Here is a 16,553-nt window from a genome sequence, read left to right on the forward strand (position 1 = left end):
AACTATGATCCCGGAAAAACAGACAAGTATAGAAAAAGCTGACCCTCAGGCAGAAAAACACGGTTCGTTCGCGCTGTTTGATATCGCCCATTTTCTTAACAGAATTCTTAAAAACTGGTATTGGTTTGTCGTAATGTTTATCATAGGCTATACCTTTTCATGGATATATACCAAGTATTATGCGCAGAATATTTATGCATCAAGCTTATCTTTAAGTGTTTCCAATAATACGGCAAGCTATTTTACTCCGAACCAGTCTATTAATTTTATTTGGGGGCAGGGCGGAAATCAGGATGGAATATACCTGAAAAAAATGCTGTTGTCCAGAACGCATAATGAGTTTCTGGTGAAAGAACTGGGCCTTTATGTAAATTATTCTACCAAAGGCGTTATTAAGTCGACTTACCTGGATAAAGATGATGTGCCGGTTCTGCTTGAGGTTGATAAAACACATCTTCAACAGATGGAATATCCTATTACACTCATTCCTAAAGGCAGAGACAGATTTGAAGTTGTTTTGCCCGATGACGGACATTCTTCCACTTTGTACAGCTACGCATCAGAAGGATTTACTGCCATTACTCCCTATGATAAGCCCGACAACCGGATTATCCAAATAGGAGAGTGGTACACTTCTCCAAATCTTAAATTCAGATTGGTGAAAAATCCGGTTACGCCACAAATCAATCTTCAGAATATTATTGTGAAATTAAGCACGGTCAATAATTCCGTAAATGATATTGTTTCTACCATTTCAATAGATTTTGATAAAGAAATCAACACCATTATGATTATTACCAAAAAAGGGTATAATCTGAACAGCACCGTTAATTTTCTCAATAAATCCGTAAGCCAGCTGCAGAAAAAGAGGCAGGCCGACAAACTGATTGTTGATAAAAATACAAATGCATATTTACAGGATAATCTTGATAAAATAAGGAGAAAGCTGGATTCCAGTGCCTATGTCCTGAACTATATGAAGACTACGGAAAAGCTCTACGATATCAAAGACAGAGACGAAAAATCCCTCAATAAAATCAAGGAGCTTGAGTCTAAAAAAGCAGATATTGAAAGCAAGATCAATTCCTTAAACAAGATCAGGCAAACGCTTGCATCACAGAATTTTGATAAAATGATCAGTACTACAGCGGCCGGTTTTCAGGATGGGGTTTTTTCAGCAACAGTTTCGGAACTTAAAGATTTATATCTTAAAAGACGTGAAATGTCCCGCATTTACAGGCCGAATTCTGAGCCGATGGTTGAAATCGATAAACTGATTAATGATGCGCGGGCAAATTCCAACATTATTTTAAGAAATTATTATTCAGATTATCTGGAAGAGATCGGTAAAATAAGCCGGAAGGTAACTGAAACGAATTCCGAGCTTGATGCCTATCCGGAAAAAGAAAGAAAATATCTGGATGCTGAAAGAGGCTACAATATGATAGAAGCTACTTACAATAGTCTTCTCAGCCGGCAAAACGAGACCCAGTTAAAAATAGCAGGAAACCAATCGGATATCAGCGTAATAGATCCTGCAAAGAATATAGGCCAGTCGGCAATAGGCCCGAATGTAAAAGCTGTAAAAGCAGGAATTATAGGAGGACTTCTGATACTTCCGGTGATGTTTATTCTCATCGGAGAATTGCTTGATAATAAAATCAGAAATATTAAAGAATTGCTGAATGCCACAAAAATTCCCCTTCTTGGCGTGATTGGTAACAATACCAACGAGACAATGCTTACTGTTCTTGATCAGCCGAAATCCTCAGTTTCAGAGGCATTCCGAGGGATCAGGGCCAATATAAGATTTTTATCTGGTGCTGATGGAGGTAGTAAAGTAATTCTGGTTACATCATCCATAGGCGGTGAAGGAAAAACATATGTCTCCATCAACCTCGCTTCAGTATTAGGATTAAGTGATAAAAAAACAATCCTTCTGGGAATGGATCTCAGAAAACCCAAAATTTTCGGAGATTTCAAAATTAATAATAAGTATGGGATTTCAAATTATCTTACCGGTGAGGTAGAAATGAGCCAGATCATCAACAAAACGAGAATCTCTAATCTTGATGTAGCGACTTCGGGGCCCATTCCTCCAAACCCTTCAGAACTTTTGATGAGCGAAAGAAATATCAAATTTATTGAAGATCTTAAACATCTCTATGATTTTATTATCATCGATTCGCCGCCGGTAGGTCTCGTTGCAGATTCTTTCGAGCTCATGAAATATTCCGATACCAATATTTATGTAGTACGCCATGAATACACCGAAAAATATATGCTCAAAATGATTACTGAGAAGTATCATCATGCAGAAACAGGCAGTCTTGGAATGGTATATAATGATTATAATACAAAACAGGGGTATGGTTACGGCTATGGGTATGGTTACGGCTATGGTTACGGCTATTTTGATGAAGACAAAAACTACAAAGAACCATTGTTAATAAGAATTAGAAATAAAGTACGGGAAATATTCAATAAAAAATAATACTTTTAAGCCCTCATTAAATGGGGCTTTATTCGGTAACGATAATTTTGAATCTGTTGAAAAAAGAATAATTTATCGACTTTATCGTTTACTTTATAACAAATTATGTTTTTTTGTTTATTTTTAACTAAACATTAAGATTATCATTAATATAAAAATGTTTTATATTTGCAAAAATTAAATTTTAAAATAACCATAAATCCATATTCTTTTATGAATAGAAAATTATTGTTTAGCTTCCTTGCCGCTCTAGGAACTGTGGTAAGTGTGAAAGCACAAAGAAACGAACTGGGAGTTCGTCTAGGTATGAGTAACCTAGTTGGGGATATAGGGAGAACGAATTATATTTTACAAAAGCCATTGGATTTAAGTAAAGCGTCGAATTGGGGAGTTCCGTTTTACGGGGGGATTTTATACAGATTTAATTTTAATCCTCATCAGACGGTAAGATTGGATCTTGGATATAACCAGATTCAGTTTAATGATAAGGTAGCAAAAGAAGAATACAGACAAAACAGAAACTCCTTCGGGAAAAACAATGTATATGAAGCAAGTCTTGTTTTCGAATACAATTTCTTCCCGGTAAATAACGAGCAGAAAGGTATGGTAAGCCCGTACATTTTCGGTGGGGTGGGCGCTTTGATGTTTGATGCTCCGAAAGCTACGCTCATTAATGACTTCAGAAGAGATGCCGACGGTGTCGCACAGGCTCCTATTAATGAGCTTGATTTTACGACAAGAGCAGAATATTCTACCGGAACAAAAACTACCATGCACCTTCCGTTTGGAGTAGGGCTGAAGTATAAATTTAATTATAACTGGGCTATTTTTGCGGAAGCTACATTCAGGTACACCCTTACGGATCAGCTTGATTACAGCAAAATCCTTAGCAAAGATGTGATTTCTACCTATAATGGAGATATCCTAAGCCCCGTTACAGGAGGTTCCCTTCTTCAGACAGATGCCTATTATGTAGTGTCTAAAGAAAGAGAAGCCGCCTTTACAGGAGGAAGAAATATTGGAGATACAAAGTCTAAAGACTGGATGAATACGGTAAGTTTAGGTCTTACTTATTCCTTCGGAAGACCTCCGTGTTATTGTGATTAATATGTCGTTGATAAAAGATAAAATAGATCCTGATAATTTACCAAAGCATGTTGCTGTCATCATGGATGGTAATGGGAGATGGGCGAAATCCCGTGGCGAAGAAAGAACTTTCGGTCACAGGAATGCCATTAATGCAGTAAGGAATGCCATTAATGCATGTAATGAAATACATATACCGTATTTAACGCTTTATACCTTTTCTTCGGAAAACTGGAACCGTCCTGCAGAAGAAGTAAATACACTGATGAATTTACTGGTAGAGACATTATTGCTCGAAGCAGAAGAAATTTTCAGTAAAGGCCTAAGGATGCATGTTATCGGTAATCTGGATAAGTTGCCCCCGCTCGTGAAAGATCAGCTAAATCGCGTGGTGGAACTCACAAAAGAAAATACAAAAGGTAATTTGGTACTGGCTATAAGCTATGGCTCACAAAGTGAAATACTGAATGCCGTAAAAAACATAAGTGAAGAGGTAAAAGAGGGAAAAATAAATGCAGAGGATATTGATGAAAAATTATTTGAAAGCCATCTCTATACCAAAGATTTTCCACCTGTTGACCTCTTGATAAGAACCAGTGGCGAAATCAGAATCAGTAATTTCCTCCTTTGGCAAATCGCCTATGCAGAACTGCAGTTTTTAGATGTTCTGTGGCCGGACTTTACGAAAGATATTTTCTTTCAGTGTATTGTTGATTATCAAAACAAGGAAAGAAGATTCGGAAAGACCGGGGAACAAATAAAAATCCAGTAAAATTTAAGAAAAGAAAGACTACGATAAAATGAAGTTTAGACTATTACCCATCATTATGTTTGTTGCTTCTGCACATTTCTATGGACAGGTAACTCCACAGGACAGCACACAGGTGAAGACATCTGTACAAGCAGGAAACCAGGCAGGAACATACACCTTGAAAGACATCGTTGTAGATGGGGTTAAAAAATATACACCAGCGCAGATCCTGAGATTTACAGGATTATCAAAAGGTGAGACGGTAGACATTCCGGGACAGAAAATCAGTAACGCAGTAAAAAAACTTTGGGATACACAATCTTTCTCCGAAGTTGAAGTATACGTTCAAAGCATTGAAGGCGAAACCATTATTCTGAAATTCTACCTTCAGGATCTTAAAGATCTCGGTGAAGTAAAGTTTACCGGAAAAGGGATCGGCAAATCCAAAAATGAAAAGATGGCTAAAGACAACAATCTGAAGCCGGGAACCAAAATTACACAGAATCTGGTTTCAAGTCTTAAGACCAATATTCCTAAAGATTATATCAAAAAAGGATATGCTGATGCTAAAATTACCATTCAGGATAAAGTAAATGCGGGAGATCCTAATTTGGTAGACTGGACGATCAATGTTGATAAAGGCAAAAGAATCAAGATCGATCATATTGAGTTTGAAGGAAACACTGCGGTGTCCGACAGAAAGCTTAGAAAAAAAGCATTCAAAGAGACCAAACAGAAAAGATTCGGAATCGGAGGTATTCTGAAATCTTCAAAATTCATTGAAGAAAAATATCAGGAAGACAAGCAGAATCTGATTAGCTACTACAATTCATTGGGTTATAGAGATGCAAAAATTCTTTCTGATTCTGTATGGAGAAACAAAAGAAACAATTACGAGATCAATGTAAAGCTTAATGAAGGGAAGCAGTACTATATCGGTGATGTTACATTTACCGGAAATACCGTTTACTCTACAGATTACTTACAAAGACTCTTGGGATATAAAAAAGGAGACATTTACGATGCCGTAGGATTCAACAAAAAAGTTGGTGAAGACGGAGGTAAAGAAGATGATTCAGATATCAAATCAGTTTATATGAACAACGGTTACCTTTTCTCAAACGTAACACCTGTTGAAAAATCAGTAAACGGAGATAAGATTAACCTTGAAATTCGTATCAACGAAGGGGAGAAAGCTACATGGAACAAGGTAACATGGGAAGGAAATACAACTACACATGATCATGTAATACTAAGAGCTTTAAGAACAAAACCAGGAAATCTTTTCGCTAAAAGTGATATCAAAAGAACCTATTTTGATCTTGCCGGAATGCAGTTTTTTGATCCGCAGCAGGTAGGGCAGGATATTCAGCCTAATCAGCAGGATAATACCGTGGATATCAAATGGAAACTGGTAGAAAAAGGTTCTTCACAGGTTCAGTTACAGGCCGGTTACGGTGGTAATAGCTTTATCGGAACCTTAGGATTGACGTTCAACAACTTTTCCTTGAAAAACTTCCTTAAGTTTAAAGATTTTAAACCTGTGCCACAGGGTGACGGACAAACGCTGTCGCTTCAGGCTCAGGCAGGACAATATTTCCAGAATTACAGTATAGGATTTACAGAACCGTGGTTGTTTGGAACAAGGCCTACCGCTCTATCTGTGAGTCTCAATAACTCAAGAGTTAGATATTCGGATGCTTATGGGTCAGCTCAGAAATTAAATATTTTCTCCGCTTCAGTAGGATTAAACAGATTATTGAAATGGCCGGACGATTATTTCTCATTATATACTGGGATCCAGTTTCAGAAATATGACTTTAAGAACTATCCTTTCGACTTCGGAGGAACTACAGAATATTACGGTACAGCAAATAACTTCAGTATCAATCTCGGACTGAGCAGAAACTCCGCCGGTATTGACCCGATTTTCCCGACAGTAGGATCAAATCTAGACCTTTCGGTAAAGTTTACACCGCCATACTCACTTTTCAATAACAAAGATTATTCCACTCTGTCCCCTACTGAGAAATATAAGTGGATGGAATTCTTTAAAGTAAAGTTCAAGGCAGATGTATACAACGAAATAGCCGGAAAGCTAGTCTTGAGATCTTCTGCTGAAATGGGATTCATGGATGGGTACAACAAAGAATTGGGAGCACCGCCATTTGAGAGGTTCTATGTAGGGGGTACTGGTCTATTCGGAGGTCGTTTTGACGGTAGAGAATTAATCCCGTTAAGAGGATACGAAAACGCATCTACATACGGAGGAACAGATGATGATATTACCCCTACAGGTGGAGGTACTATTTATAACAGATTTACGTTAGAACTAAGATACCCGATTTCATTGAACCAGACTGCAAAAATTTATGCACTCACATTCGCGGAAGGAGGTAATGTTTGGAATTCATGGGGAAGCTACAACCCGTTCCAGCTGAAGAGATCAGTAGGTGTTGGGGTAAGAGTGTATATGGGAGCATTCGGCTTGATTGGGTTCGACTTCGCTTACGGATTCGATAAAACAGTTTCAGGAACAGACCCTTCCGGATGGAAAACACACTTCCTGATGAACCAATCTTTATAAGTTATGATATGAAAAATTTTAGAATTGTTTTCTCATGCTTCTTATTTTTGCTTTTCGGTTTAAGCAATGCACAGAAAGTGGGCGTAGTTGATACAGATTATATTCTGAACAAAATGCCCCAGTATAAAGAAGCCGAAGCAAGACTTAATGCTCAGATAGATACATGGCAGTCAGAACTTCAGAATCTGCAGTCAGAATACGAACGTAAAAGATCTGCCTTTGAAAGCGAAAAAGTACTTCTCATCGGGGATCAGCTGAAGCTTAGAGAAAAAGAAGTAATGGATTTGGAAAAAAATATCAAAACCACTACCAGTTTACGCTTTGGTGCTACGGGAGAGATTAAAAAACTGAGAACAAATCTTGTTCAGCCGTTTCAGGATCAGATTTGGGGAGCAATAAAAACAATGGCGGAGAAAAACGGGATAGGCATCGTTATTGATAAAACAAGCAACAATGTGCTCTTCCTTCAGAAAAGATTCGATTACTCAGATAAAGTATTAGATATTTTATTAAAAGATACCGATAAAAAAGAAAAAACTAAAACCCGAAAATAAAAGTTTAACTTTTATTACATTTACAAATCTAAAAACAAATTAAATTATTTATTTACCAATTATGAAAAAATTAAGTGTATTATTTGCAGCGGTAATGATGGTTGTATCGGTAGGTATGGCAAAAGCTCAAAAAATTGCAACTTTAGACGTTATAGGTATTCTTAATGCAATGCCTGAAAAGAAAAAAGCAGATACTGATCTTAAAGCCTTCTTAGATACGAAACAAGCTGAAATTAAGAAAAAAGCAGATGCAGCGCAAGCTAAATATCAACAGTATCAAACGGAGGCTCCTAAAAAGACAGCTGATGAAAATGCTGCAAGAGAAGCAGAAATGAAAAAATTAAGTGATGAAATTCAGCAAATGAATGACAAAGCTCAGAAAGATTTCGTTGCAAAACAGGATGCTGCTTATGAACCAATCGAGAAAAAACTGAATGATGCCGTTTCCAAAGTTGCTAAAGCAAACGGATACGATTATATCATGGATGCAAACTCTTCTGCCTTCGTATTCAAAGGAGGTCCGGACGCTACTGCTGCCGTGAAGAAAGAACTAGGCGTTCAATAATTAGTCTAATATTTTAAACTTATACAAAACCATCTCAGCTATGAGATGGTTTTGTATATTAGTAAGGTTGGATAACTCTTTTATTACATAAGTATCTGTATTGTGAATTATTTAACAAACCTTAACATCGTATTATGGTTTTTGCTCTGATAAATTATATATATTTGTTTCAGTGTTAAACATAAAAAATTAATAAATGAAAAATCTAAAAAAAATTTCAAGAGAAGAATTAAAAACAATCAAAGGAGGTCAATTAGTTCCTTCAGGTGTGTATGCTTGTTGTGTAGGAAATCAATGTAGTAGTACTGTTACTCTTTATTTGGGAGGTGATATATTTTGTGGACAGGAAGGAGCTGTTGTAACTAGAGTAGGAAATGCTACTATTGGCTTAAGTGAAGATATTGGATAAAGTTTATTTCAGATATTTAAAAACATTTATAAAAAACCATCTCTCATCGAGGTGGTTTTTTTATTTTTGCAGCATGGAAAAAGAAGTATCGACCACGGTAAAGGTGCGGTTTAGTGATTGTGATCCGATTGGTCATTTAAATAATGTGAAATATCTCGACTATATGTTCAATGCAAGGGAAGACCATGTAGAAACATTTTACGGTTTTACCTATGAAGAATATACAAAACTTACAGGCTGTACCTGGATTGCCATTCAGAATGAGATTGCCTATCTGAAAGAAGTGAGATATAATACCTCGGTTGTAATCAGCAGCAAAACCATAGACGTTCAGGATAGAACGGCAAAGGTTGAAATTCTTATGAAAAGTTTGGACGAGAAAACTATTCATGCAGTATTGTGGGTCACCATAATTTACTTTAATGTAAAAGCTAGAAAATCTGAAGTACATCCTGAAGATATTAAAGAAACGTTCAATAAATTTTATGTAGATTTAGAACAGAAAGATTTTCAGTCAAGAGTTAAATTTTTAAGATCACAAAACGCGAAAAATTCATAATGAAAAAAATATTAGTAGTAGGAGGAAACGGACAGTTGGGGAATTGCATCAGAAAAATTGCTCCTGACTTTGAATTGGATTATGAGTTTATATTTACAGACTCTCAAACACTAAATATAACGGATGAAGATCAGGTGAATTCATTTTTTTATGATAACAAACCCGATTTTTGTATTAATGCATCGGCTTTTACAGCAGTAGACCTTGCAGAAAAGGAAGAAGAAAAAGCATTTGCAGTAAATGCATATGGAGTTTCACACCTTGCACAAGCCTGTAAAGAATATCATACTATTTTTATTCATGTCTCCACCGACTATGTTTTTGATGGTGAAACCAATTTGTGTTACTCCGAAGATGATTTCACTAGTCCGATAGGCGTGTACGGCGCATCCAAATTAAAAGGGGAAGAACTGGCTTTAGAAGCAAACCCAAAAACAATAATTCTCAGAACATCATGGCTCTATTCAGAATTCAATAAAAATTTTGTAAAAACCATGCTTCACCTATTTTCACAAAAAGATGAACTTGGAATCGTGGCCGATCAGTTCGGGCAGCCGACTAATGCCAATGACCTCGCAGAAGCCATTATGAATATCATTGAAGCACCTCAAAAAAACTATGGTATTTTCCATTTCTCAAACTATCCGGAAACAACATGGTTCGAATTTGCCGCTAAAATTGCTGAACTCTCAAAATCAGAGGTTAAACTCAATCCCTTAACAACCGAGCAATATCCAACTCCGGCAAAAAGACCCAAAAGAAGTACCATGTATTTGGATAAGATAGAGCAGATCTATAAAATTGAGCCCAAATATTGGGAGAATAGTCTTGAAGAGTGTCTGAATATTCTTACACAATAATATATATCGAATGAAAAAAATAATATTTGCAGTCTCTGTATTTGTTGCTCAAATTTTCTGTGCCCAAAATGTATTCTTAACGAAAGTTGAAAAGACACATGAAAACACAGACAAGTTTTTATATAAAATTGATGGGGAAAAAGCAGAGGCAGAATATCTCGGAGAAATCGAAGTTCAGGGCTTTTCAAAAAATGATGCCGAAATTTTCTCATTGATCTATAAAAAAGCAAAAGAAATCGGAGCCAATACCTTTGCTTTAAAACCAATTGAAACCATTGACGGCTCAATGCAGAATTTCAATCCTGCAAATTACAGACTGGCTTTGTACCATCTTCCGAAAGAAAAATTACTGAATCAGACAGGAAGCCTCTACTTATTTGCATCTTCAGACAAAAATCAAAAGATTGCTTTAAATAAAACAGATTACATACTATCCCCAAGATCATACCTAATTATACAGACAGTACCGGGAGAGATTTATACTATTTCAACCAAAAAACTTTTGGGTTCTACCATAAAGGTTCAGCTGAAAGAAGACAGCTCCAATCAGTACTTCCAGATTTCGGCCGCTAAAATAAAATCAGACGAAACAGGTGTTGGAGGACTCAACTTAAAAAGTGGCGACATTATCGGACTCGAAAAATCCTATGCCGAATTTCTTAGTATTATTTATAACAGACAAAAAGCAGAGTGAAAACTTTGCTTTTTTTTATTCAATACGCTCGCTTAATAACGATTCATATCAGAGTCTGTTATAATCCATCGACAGTCCATTTACAACTTAATTTTCTGATTAAGCAGCTACAACTCCCTCTACTCCAGTCCTCAAACTCTCAAACTCTCTCACTCGTCTGCTGTTTATCAGGAGCTTATTCCGGCTCTCGCTACTCGCTTTTTCTGTTTTATGGGTTGCGGCAGCTTTGCTGCCGCAACCCATAAAACAGAAAAGAGCTCAGACAGGCCGCTTGATCCGGGCTAGGGCAGGGCGTCCCAAAGAGAAAGATGCTCGGGATACCAGTAGCAGCCATCCTAAATAAAACCATCTTTACTATACCATTCCTATCTAATCCATCCATGCCTCTATCATCTATCTATCTATCTATCTATCTATCTTATCATCCATACTATTGCCTTCTTTCCAACCTTCAAGGTTTCCAAAACTCCACCATCAGACATTATTTTATATATTTCTTACAGCCCTGTCTATTGCCATTTCGGCCAAATGATAACTGTGGATAAGTACAGGTAGTAATTTAATCATAAACAAATCAGGAAGTTAAATAAAATACTATCCACAATAGGCAAATTTATCACCTGTAAACTTGTTTTGCATTACAAATACGCCCTATCTTTGCCCCACTGAAAACGGAAGGAAGTAGGTAGCGCAGGAGAGGCCTTAGGGGGCCGGGAATTAAGAGCTCTTTTATAGAGATATAGGTCAGAAAACAATTACAAATTTTATCAGATAAAACTTGTGAGGAATAAAAAGATTTGTATCTTTGCAGTCCGGTAAACGGAAAGCGCAGGAGAGAGTTGACAGAGTAGGATGAAGGGTTAAGGTTACTAAAAAAACTTTAAAATTTTCTTCAGAAACATTTGGTCAGATAAAAATAATTTTTTACTTTTGCACTCGCAAATACGGAGTAACACTGACAGAAGATTGCTACGTTAAAAAGCGGAAGATATAAAGATCATTGACATACAATATAACAACCAAGTAAGGAAAAACTAAAGCGTTAAAAAACTTTGAGTGCGTCAGACAAACATACAATGGAGAGTTTGATCCTGGCTCAGGATGAACGCTAGCGGGAGGCCTAACACATGCAAGCTGAGCGGTAGAGATCTTTCGGGATCTTGAGAGCGGCGTACGGGTGCGGAACACGTGTGCAACCTGCCTTTATCAGGGGGATAGCCTTTCGAAAGGAAGATTAATACCCCATAATATATTGATTGGCATCAATTGATATTGAAAACTCCGGTGGATAAAGATGGGCACGCGCAAGATTAGATAGTTGGTGAGGTAACGGCTCACCAAGTCGATGATCTTTAGGGGGCCTGAGAGGGTGATCCCCCACACTGGTACTGAGACACGGACCAGACTCCTACGGGAGGCAGCAGTGAGGAATATTGGACAATGGGTTAGCGCCTGATCCAGCCATCCCGCGTGAAGGACGACGGCCCTATGGGTTGTAAACTTCTTTTGTACAGGGATAAACCTTTCCACGTGTGGAAAGCTGAAGGTACTGTACGAATAAGCACCGGCTAACTCCGTGCCAGCAGCCGCGGTAATACGGAGGGTGCAAGCGTTATCCGGATTTATTGGGTTTAAAGGGTCCGTAGGCGGATCTGTAAGTCAGTGGTGAAATCTCACAGCTTAACTGTGAAACTGCCATTGATACTGCAGGTCTTGAGTAAGGTAGAAGTGGCTGGAATAAGTAGTGTAGCGGTGAAATGCATAGATATTACTTAGAACACCAATTGCGAAGGCAGGTCACTATGTCTTAACTGACGCTGATGGACGAAAGCGTGGGGAGCGAACAGGATTAGATACCCTGGTAGTCCACGCTGTAAACGATGCTAACTCGTTTTTGGGTTTTCGGATTCAGAGACTAAGCGAAAGTGATAAGTTAGCCACCTGGGGAGTACGAACGCAAGTTTGAAACTCAAAGGAATTGACGGGGGCCCGCACAAGCGGTGGATTATGTGGTTTAATTCGATGATACGCGAGGAACCTTACCAAGGCTTAAATGGGAATTGATCGGTTTAGAAATAGACCTTCCTTCGGGCAATTTTCAAGGTGCTGCATGGTTGTCGTCAGCTCGTGCCGTGAGGTGTTAGGTTAAGTCCTGCAACGAGCGCAACCCCTGTCACTAGTTGCCATCATTAAGTTGGGGACTCTAGTGAGACTGCCTACGCAAGTAGAGAGGAAGGTGGGGATGACGTCAAATCATCACGGCCCTTACGCCTTGGGCCACACACGTAATACAATGGCCGGTACAGAGGGCAGCTACACAGCGATGTGATGCAAATCTCGAAAGCCGGTCTCAGTTCGGATTGGAGTCTGCAACTCGACTCTATGAAGCTGGAATCGCTAGTAATCGCGCATCAGCCATGGCGCGGTGAATACGTTCCCGGGCCTTGTACACACCGCCCGTCAAGCCATGGAAGTCTGGGGTACCTGAAGTCGGTGACCGTAAAAGGAGCTGCCTAGGGTAAAACAGGTAACTAGGGCTAAGTCGTAACAAGGTAGCCGTACCGGAAGGTGCGGCTGGAACATCTCATTTTAGAGCGTCTTTAAGACGATAAACAAAATTAGTACCGTAAGGTACATGCACTTACTTCAAAGTAAAGCTTTAGTTTTTTTATTGGTTGATTTATATTAAAAATACAAAACCCACTAGAAATTAGTATCAGGGAACAGAGAGACGGGGTACGAGTTAATGGATACGGATAACCCGGAACCAAAAACACGGAACTCGGAACACAAAGAGTCTCGTAGCTCAGCTGGTTAGAGCGCTACACTGATAATGTAGAGGTCGGCAGTTCGAGCCTGCCCGAGACTACTAATTAAAGCGGATAGCAATTAGCGACGAGCTTCTGGCCAAAAGCCAATAGCACTAAGCCAAAAGCTAAAAGCAACTAGAGGGGGAATTAGCTCAGCTGGCTAGAGCGCCTGCCTTGCACGCAGGAGGTCAAGGGTTCGACTCCCTTATTCTCCACCATCATGGATGGTTTAATTTTAAAAAAGCAGATAGAGCCAAAAACAATATTTGCGAATTAGATCAGAAATAGAAATAAGATCATTGACATTAACGGTAAAGACATCACAAAGAGAAAACCGAGCACTTATAAGTGCTTGAGTAACCTAAAAATAGGAAAGAAATCGTTAAGGGCGTATGGCGGATGCCTAGGCTTTCAGAGGCGAAGAAGGACGTGGTAAGCTGCGAAAAGCTCGGGGGATTGGCACACACGAATTGATCCCGAGATGTCCGAATGGGGCAACCCGGCATGTTGAAGACATGTCACCCAGCAATGGGAGCAAACCCGGAGAACTGAAACATCTAAGTACCCGGAGGAAAAGAAATCGAAGAGATTCCGTAAGTAGTGGCGAGCGAAAGCGGATTAGCCCAAAAGCTTTTATATGTTTAATAGAATGTTCTGGAAAGAACAGCCATAGAGGGTGATAGCCCCGTATATGAAAGGCATATTTAAGTGATAAATGAGTAGGGCGGGACACGTGAAATCCTGTCTGAATATGGGGGGACCATCCTCCAAGGCTAAATACTCCTGAAAGACCGATAGTGAACAAGTACTGTGAAGGAAAGGTGAAAAGCACTTCGAATAGAAGGGTGAAATAGAACCTGAAACCGTACGCCTACAAGCGGTCGGAGCAGATTAATTCTGTGACGGCGTGCCTTTTGCATAATGAGCCTACGAGTTAATTTTACTAGCGAGGTTAAGGACTTCAGGTCCGGAGCCGGAGCGAAAGCGAGTCTGAATAGGGCGCATAGTTAGTAGGATTAGACGCGAAACCTTGTGATCTACCCATGGGCAGGTTGAAGCTCTGGTAACACAGAGTGGAGGACCGAACCGGTTGACGTTGAAAAGTCTTCGGATGACCTGTGGGTAGGGGTGAAAGGCCAATCAAACTGGGAGATAGCTCGTACTCTCCGAAATGCATTTAGGTGCAGCGTCGTATATAAGTTTATTAGAGGTAGAGCTACTGATTGGATGCGGGGGTTTCATCGCCTACCAATTCCTGACAAACTCCGAATGCTAATAAATGTTCTACGGCAGTGAGGGCATGGGTGCTAAGGTCCATGTCCGAGAGGGAAAGAACCCAGACCAACAGCTAAGGTCCCCAAATATATGTTAAGTTGAAGCAACGCGGTTGGACTGCATTGACAGCTAGGATGTTGGCTTGGAAGCAGCCATTCATTTAAAGAGTGCGTAACAGCTCACTAGTCGAGCGGTCCGGCATGGATAATAATCGGGCATAAACATATTACCGAAGCTATGGATTTATAATTTTATTATATCTGGTAGGAGAGCATTCTGTTTGCGCCGAAGCAGTACCGTGAGGTATTGTGGAGCGGACAGAAAAGAAAATGTAGGCATAAGTAACGATAAAGGGGGCGAGAAACCCCCTCACCGAAAGACTAAGGTTTCCTCAGCCATGCTAATCAGCTGAGGGTTAGTCGGGACCTAACGCGAACCCGAAAGGGGTAGTGGATGGACAATGGGTTAATATTCCCATACTTGCTCACACTAAAAAGGGGACGGTTCGATGTAGCTACTAAAGACGGACGGAAGTGTCAAGGCCTAGCCTTCGGGCGAAGCTGCTGTAGTGTAATCGGATCCAAGAAAAGCCGAAGTGAAGCAACCCGTACCAAAACCGACACAGGTGGTCGAGGAGAGAATCCTAAGGTGCTCGAGTGAGTCGTGGCTAAGGAACTAGGCAAAATAGTCTCGTAACTTCGGAAGAAGAGACGCCATCAGCAATGGTGGCCGCAGTGAAGAGGCCCAGGCGACTGTTTATCAAAAACACAGGACTCTGCTAAATCGAAAGATGCTGTATAGGGTCTGACACCTGCCCGGTGCTGGAAGGTTAAGGAAGGGCGTTAGCGTAAGCGAAGCGTTTGACTGAAGCCCCAGTAAACGGCGGCCGTAACTATAACGGTCCTAAGGTAGCGAAATTCCTTGTCGGGTAAGTTCCGACCTGCACGAATGGTGTAACGATCTGGGCACTGTCTCAGCCACGAGCTCGGTGAAATTGTAGTATCGGTGAAGATGCCGATTACCCGCAATGGGACGAAAAGACCCTGTGAACCTTTACTATAACTTCGTATTGACTTTGAGTAAGTAATGTGTAGGATAGGTGGGAGGCTTTGAAGCAGGCACGCTAGTGTTTGTGGAGCCGACGTTGAAATACCACCCTTTACTTACTTGGAGCCTAACTTCCTTACGGAAGGACATTGCGTGGTGGGTAGTTTGACTGGGGTGGTCGCCTCCAAAAGAGTAACGGAGGCTTTCAAAGGTACCCTCAGCACGCTTGGTAACCGTGCGTAGAGTGTAATGGCATAAGGGTGCTTGACTGTGAGACCAACAAGTCGATCAGGTGCGAAAGCAGGACATAGTGATCCGGTGGTTCCGTATGGAAGGGCCATCGCTCATAGGATAAAAGGTACTCCGGGGATAACAGGCTAGTCTCCCCCAAGAGCTCACATCGACGGGGAGGTTCGGCACCTCGATGTCGGCTCGTCACATCCTGGGGCTGGAGAAGGTCCCAAGGGTTGGGCTGTTCGCCCATTAAAGTGGCACGCGAGCTGGGTTCAGAACGTCGTGAGACAGTTCGGTCTCTATCTATTGCGGGCGTTAGATGTTTGAGAGGGCTTGATTCTAGTACGAGAGGACCGAATTGAACAAACCTCTGGTGTATCAGTTGTACCGCCAGGTGCACCGCTGAGTAGCTATGTTTGGAAGAGATAAACACTGAAAGCATATAAGTGTGAAACTCGCCTCAAGATGAGACATCTTTTAAGGGTCGTGGGAGATGACCACGTTGATAGGCTACAGGTGTAAAGTTGGTAACAGCATAGCCGAGTAGTACTAATTACCCGTAGATTTATTGCCTATTGGTTCTCAATAAAGCCTTATAAGTGCAACCAAGGTTTTGCCTTTGTGATGA

10 protein-coding genes, 2 tRNA genes and 2 rRNA genes are annotated in these 16,553 nt (G+C 40.1%); all 14 read left to right on the top strand.

Annotated elements, in window-relative coordinates; translation table 11 throughout:
* Window positions 1-4 precede the first annotated feature (4 nt).
* On the top strand, window positions 5-2,494 hold the full coding sequence (locus ACYT6F_RS07225; protein WP_472600554.1) for an exopolysaccharide transport family protein: 2,490 nt from the start codon (window positions 5-7) through the stop codon (window positions 2,492-2,494).
* Between the two features lie 213 nt (window positions 2,495-2,707).
* Complete coding sequence (locus ACYT6F_RS07230; protein ID WP_472600555.1) at window positions 2,708-3,601, top strand: DUF6089 family protein; 894 nt, start codon at window positions 2,708-2,710, stop codon at window positions 3,599-3,601.
* 1 nt (window position 3,602) lies between these two features.
* On the top strand, window positions 3,603-4,352 hold the full coding sequence (locus tag ACYT6F_RS07235) for an isoprenyl transferase (protein ID WP_472600556.1): 750 nt from the start codon (window positions 3,603-3,605) through the stop codon (window positions 4,350-4,352).
* Window positions 4,353-4,380: 28 nt separating this feature from the next.
* Window positions 4,381-6,918 (top strand): outer membrane protein assembly factor BamA, encoded by a 2,538-nt coding sequence (bamA, locus tag ACYT6F_RS07240; RefSeq protein WP_472600557.1) that lies wholly within the window; start codon window positions 4,381-4,383, stop codon window positions 6,916-6,918.
* A gap of 8 nt (window positions 6,919-6,926) precedes the next feature.
* Window positions 6,927-7,472, top strand: coding sequence for an OmpH/Skp family outer membrane protein (locus tag ACYT6F_RS07245; protein WP_472600558.1), 546 nt, complete (start codon window positions 6,927-6,929; stop codon window positions 7,470-7,472).
* 61 nt (window positions 7,473-7,533) lie between these two features.
* Window positions 7,534-8,037 carry an OmpH/Skp family outer membrane protein gene (locus ACYT6F_RS07250; protein WP_472600559.1) on the top strand — a complete coding sequence of 168 codons (504 nt, stop codon included), beginning with the start codon at window positions 7,534-7,536 and terminating at the stop codon, window positions 8,035-8,037.
* 196 nt (window positions 8,038-8,233) lie between these two features.
* The gene (locus ACYT6F_RS07255) at window positions 8,234-8,446 is read left to right on the top strand and encodes a bacteriocin-like protein (RefSeq protein WP_472600560.1); all 213 of its coding nucleotides are present in this window, start codon (window positions 8,234-8,236) and stop codon (window positions 8,444-8,446) included.
* Between the two features lie 73 nt (window positions 8,447-8,519).
* A complete protein-coding gene (locus ACYT6F_RS07260; RefSeq protein ID WP_169231953.1) occupies window positions 8,520-9,005 on the top strand; it encodes an acyl-CoA thioesterase in 486 nt (161 codons plus the stop codon).
* Window positions 9,005-9,865, top strand: coding sequence for a dTDP-4-dehydrorhamnose reductase (rfbD, locus tag ACYT6F_RS07265; protein WP_472600561.1), 861 nt, complete (start codon window positions 9,005-9,007; stop codon window positions 9,863-9,865). Before ACYT6F_RS07260 ends, rfbD begins: the two co-directional genes overlap by 1 nt.
* 10 nt (window positions 9,866-9,875) lie before the next feature.
* Window positions 9,876-10,559 carry a hypothetical protein gene (locus tag ACYT6F_RS07270; protein ID WP_472600563.1) on the top strand — a complete coding sequence of 228 codons (684 nt, stop codon included), beginning with the start codon at window positions 9,876-9,878 and terminating at the stop codon, window positions 10,557-10,559.
* Window positions 10,560-11,632: 1,073 nt separating this feature from the next.
* A 16S ribosomal RNA gene (locus ACYT6F_RS07275) occupies window positions 11,633-13,149 on the top strand.
* 205 nt (window positions 13,150-13,354) lie between these two features.
* Window positions 13,355-13,428 (top strand) — tRNA-Ile (locus ACYT6F_RS07280).
* Between the two features lie 82 nt (window positions 13,429-13,510).
* Window positions 13,511-13,587 (top strand) — tRNA-Ala (locus ACYT6F_RS07285).
* A 154-nt stretch (window positions 13,588-13,741) separates the two neighbouring features.
* Window positions 13,742-16,498: ribosomal RNA gene (locus ACYT6F_RS07290) — 23S ribosomal RNA — on the top strand.
* The 16S and 23S rRNA genes sit together here with 2 tRNA genes alongside, the layout of an rRNA operon.
* Window positions 16,499-16,553 lie beyond the last annotated feature (55 nt).

It is taken from the genome of Chryseobacterium sp. NG-CE01, from assembly GCF_055695505.1.

Excerpts from the sequence above, each read along its gene's own strand:
- ACYT6F_RS07225 (WP_472600554.1), top strand. The coding sequence starts at position 5 with ATGATCCCGGAAAAACAGACAAGTATAGAAAAAGCTGACCCTCAGGCA.
- ACYT6F_RS07230 (WP_472600555.1), top strand. The coding sequence starts at position 2,708 with ATGAATAGAAAATTATTGTTTAGCTTCCTTGCCGCTCTAGGAACTGTG.
- ACYT6F_RS07235 (WP_472600556.1), top strand. The coding sequence starts at position 3,603 with ATGTCGTTGATAAAAGATAAAATAGATCCTGATAATTTACCAAAGCAT.
- bamA (WP_472600557.1), top strand. The coding sequence starts at position 4,381 with ATGAAGTTTAGACTATTACCCATCATTATGTTTGTTGCTTCTGCACAT.
- ACYT6F_RS07245 (WP_472600558.1), top strand. The coding sequence starts at position 6,927 with ATGAAAAATTTTAGAATTGTTTTCTCATGCTTCTTATTTTTGCTTTTC.
- ACYT6F_RS07250 (WP_472600559.1), top strand. The coding sequence starts at position 7,534 with ATGAAAAAATTAAGTGTATTATTTGCAGCGGTAATGATGGTTGTATCG.
- ACYT6F_RS07255 (WP_472600560.1), top strand. The coding sequence starts at position 8,234 with ATGAAAAATCTAAAAAAAATTTCAAGAGAAGAATTAAAAACAATCAAA.
- ACYT6F_RS07260 (WP_169231953.1), top strand. The coding sequence starts at position 8,520 with ATGGAAAAAGAAGTATCGACCACGGTAAAGGTGCGGTTTAGTGATTGT.
- rfbD (WP_472600561.1), top strand. The coding sequence starts at position 9,005 with ATGAAAAAAATATTAGTAGTAGGAGGAAACGGACAGTTGGGGAATTGC.
- ACYT6F_RS07270 (WP_472600563.1), top strand. The coding sequence starts at position 9,876 with ATGAAAAAAATAATATTTGCAGTCTCTGTATTTGTTGCTCAAATTTTC.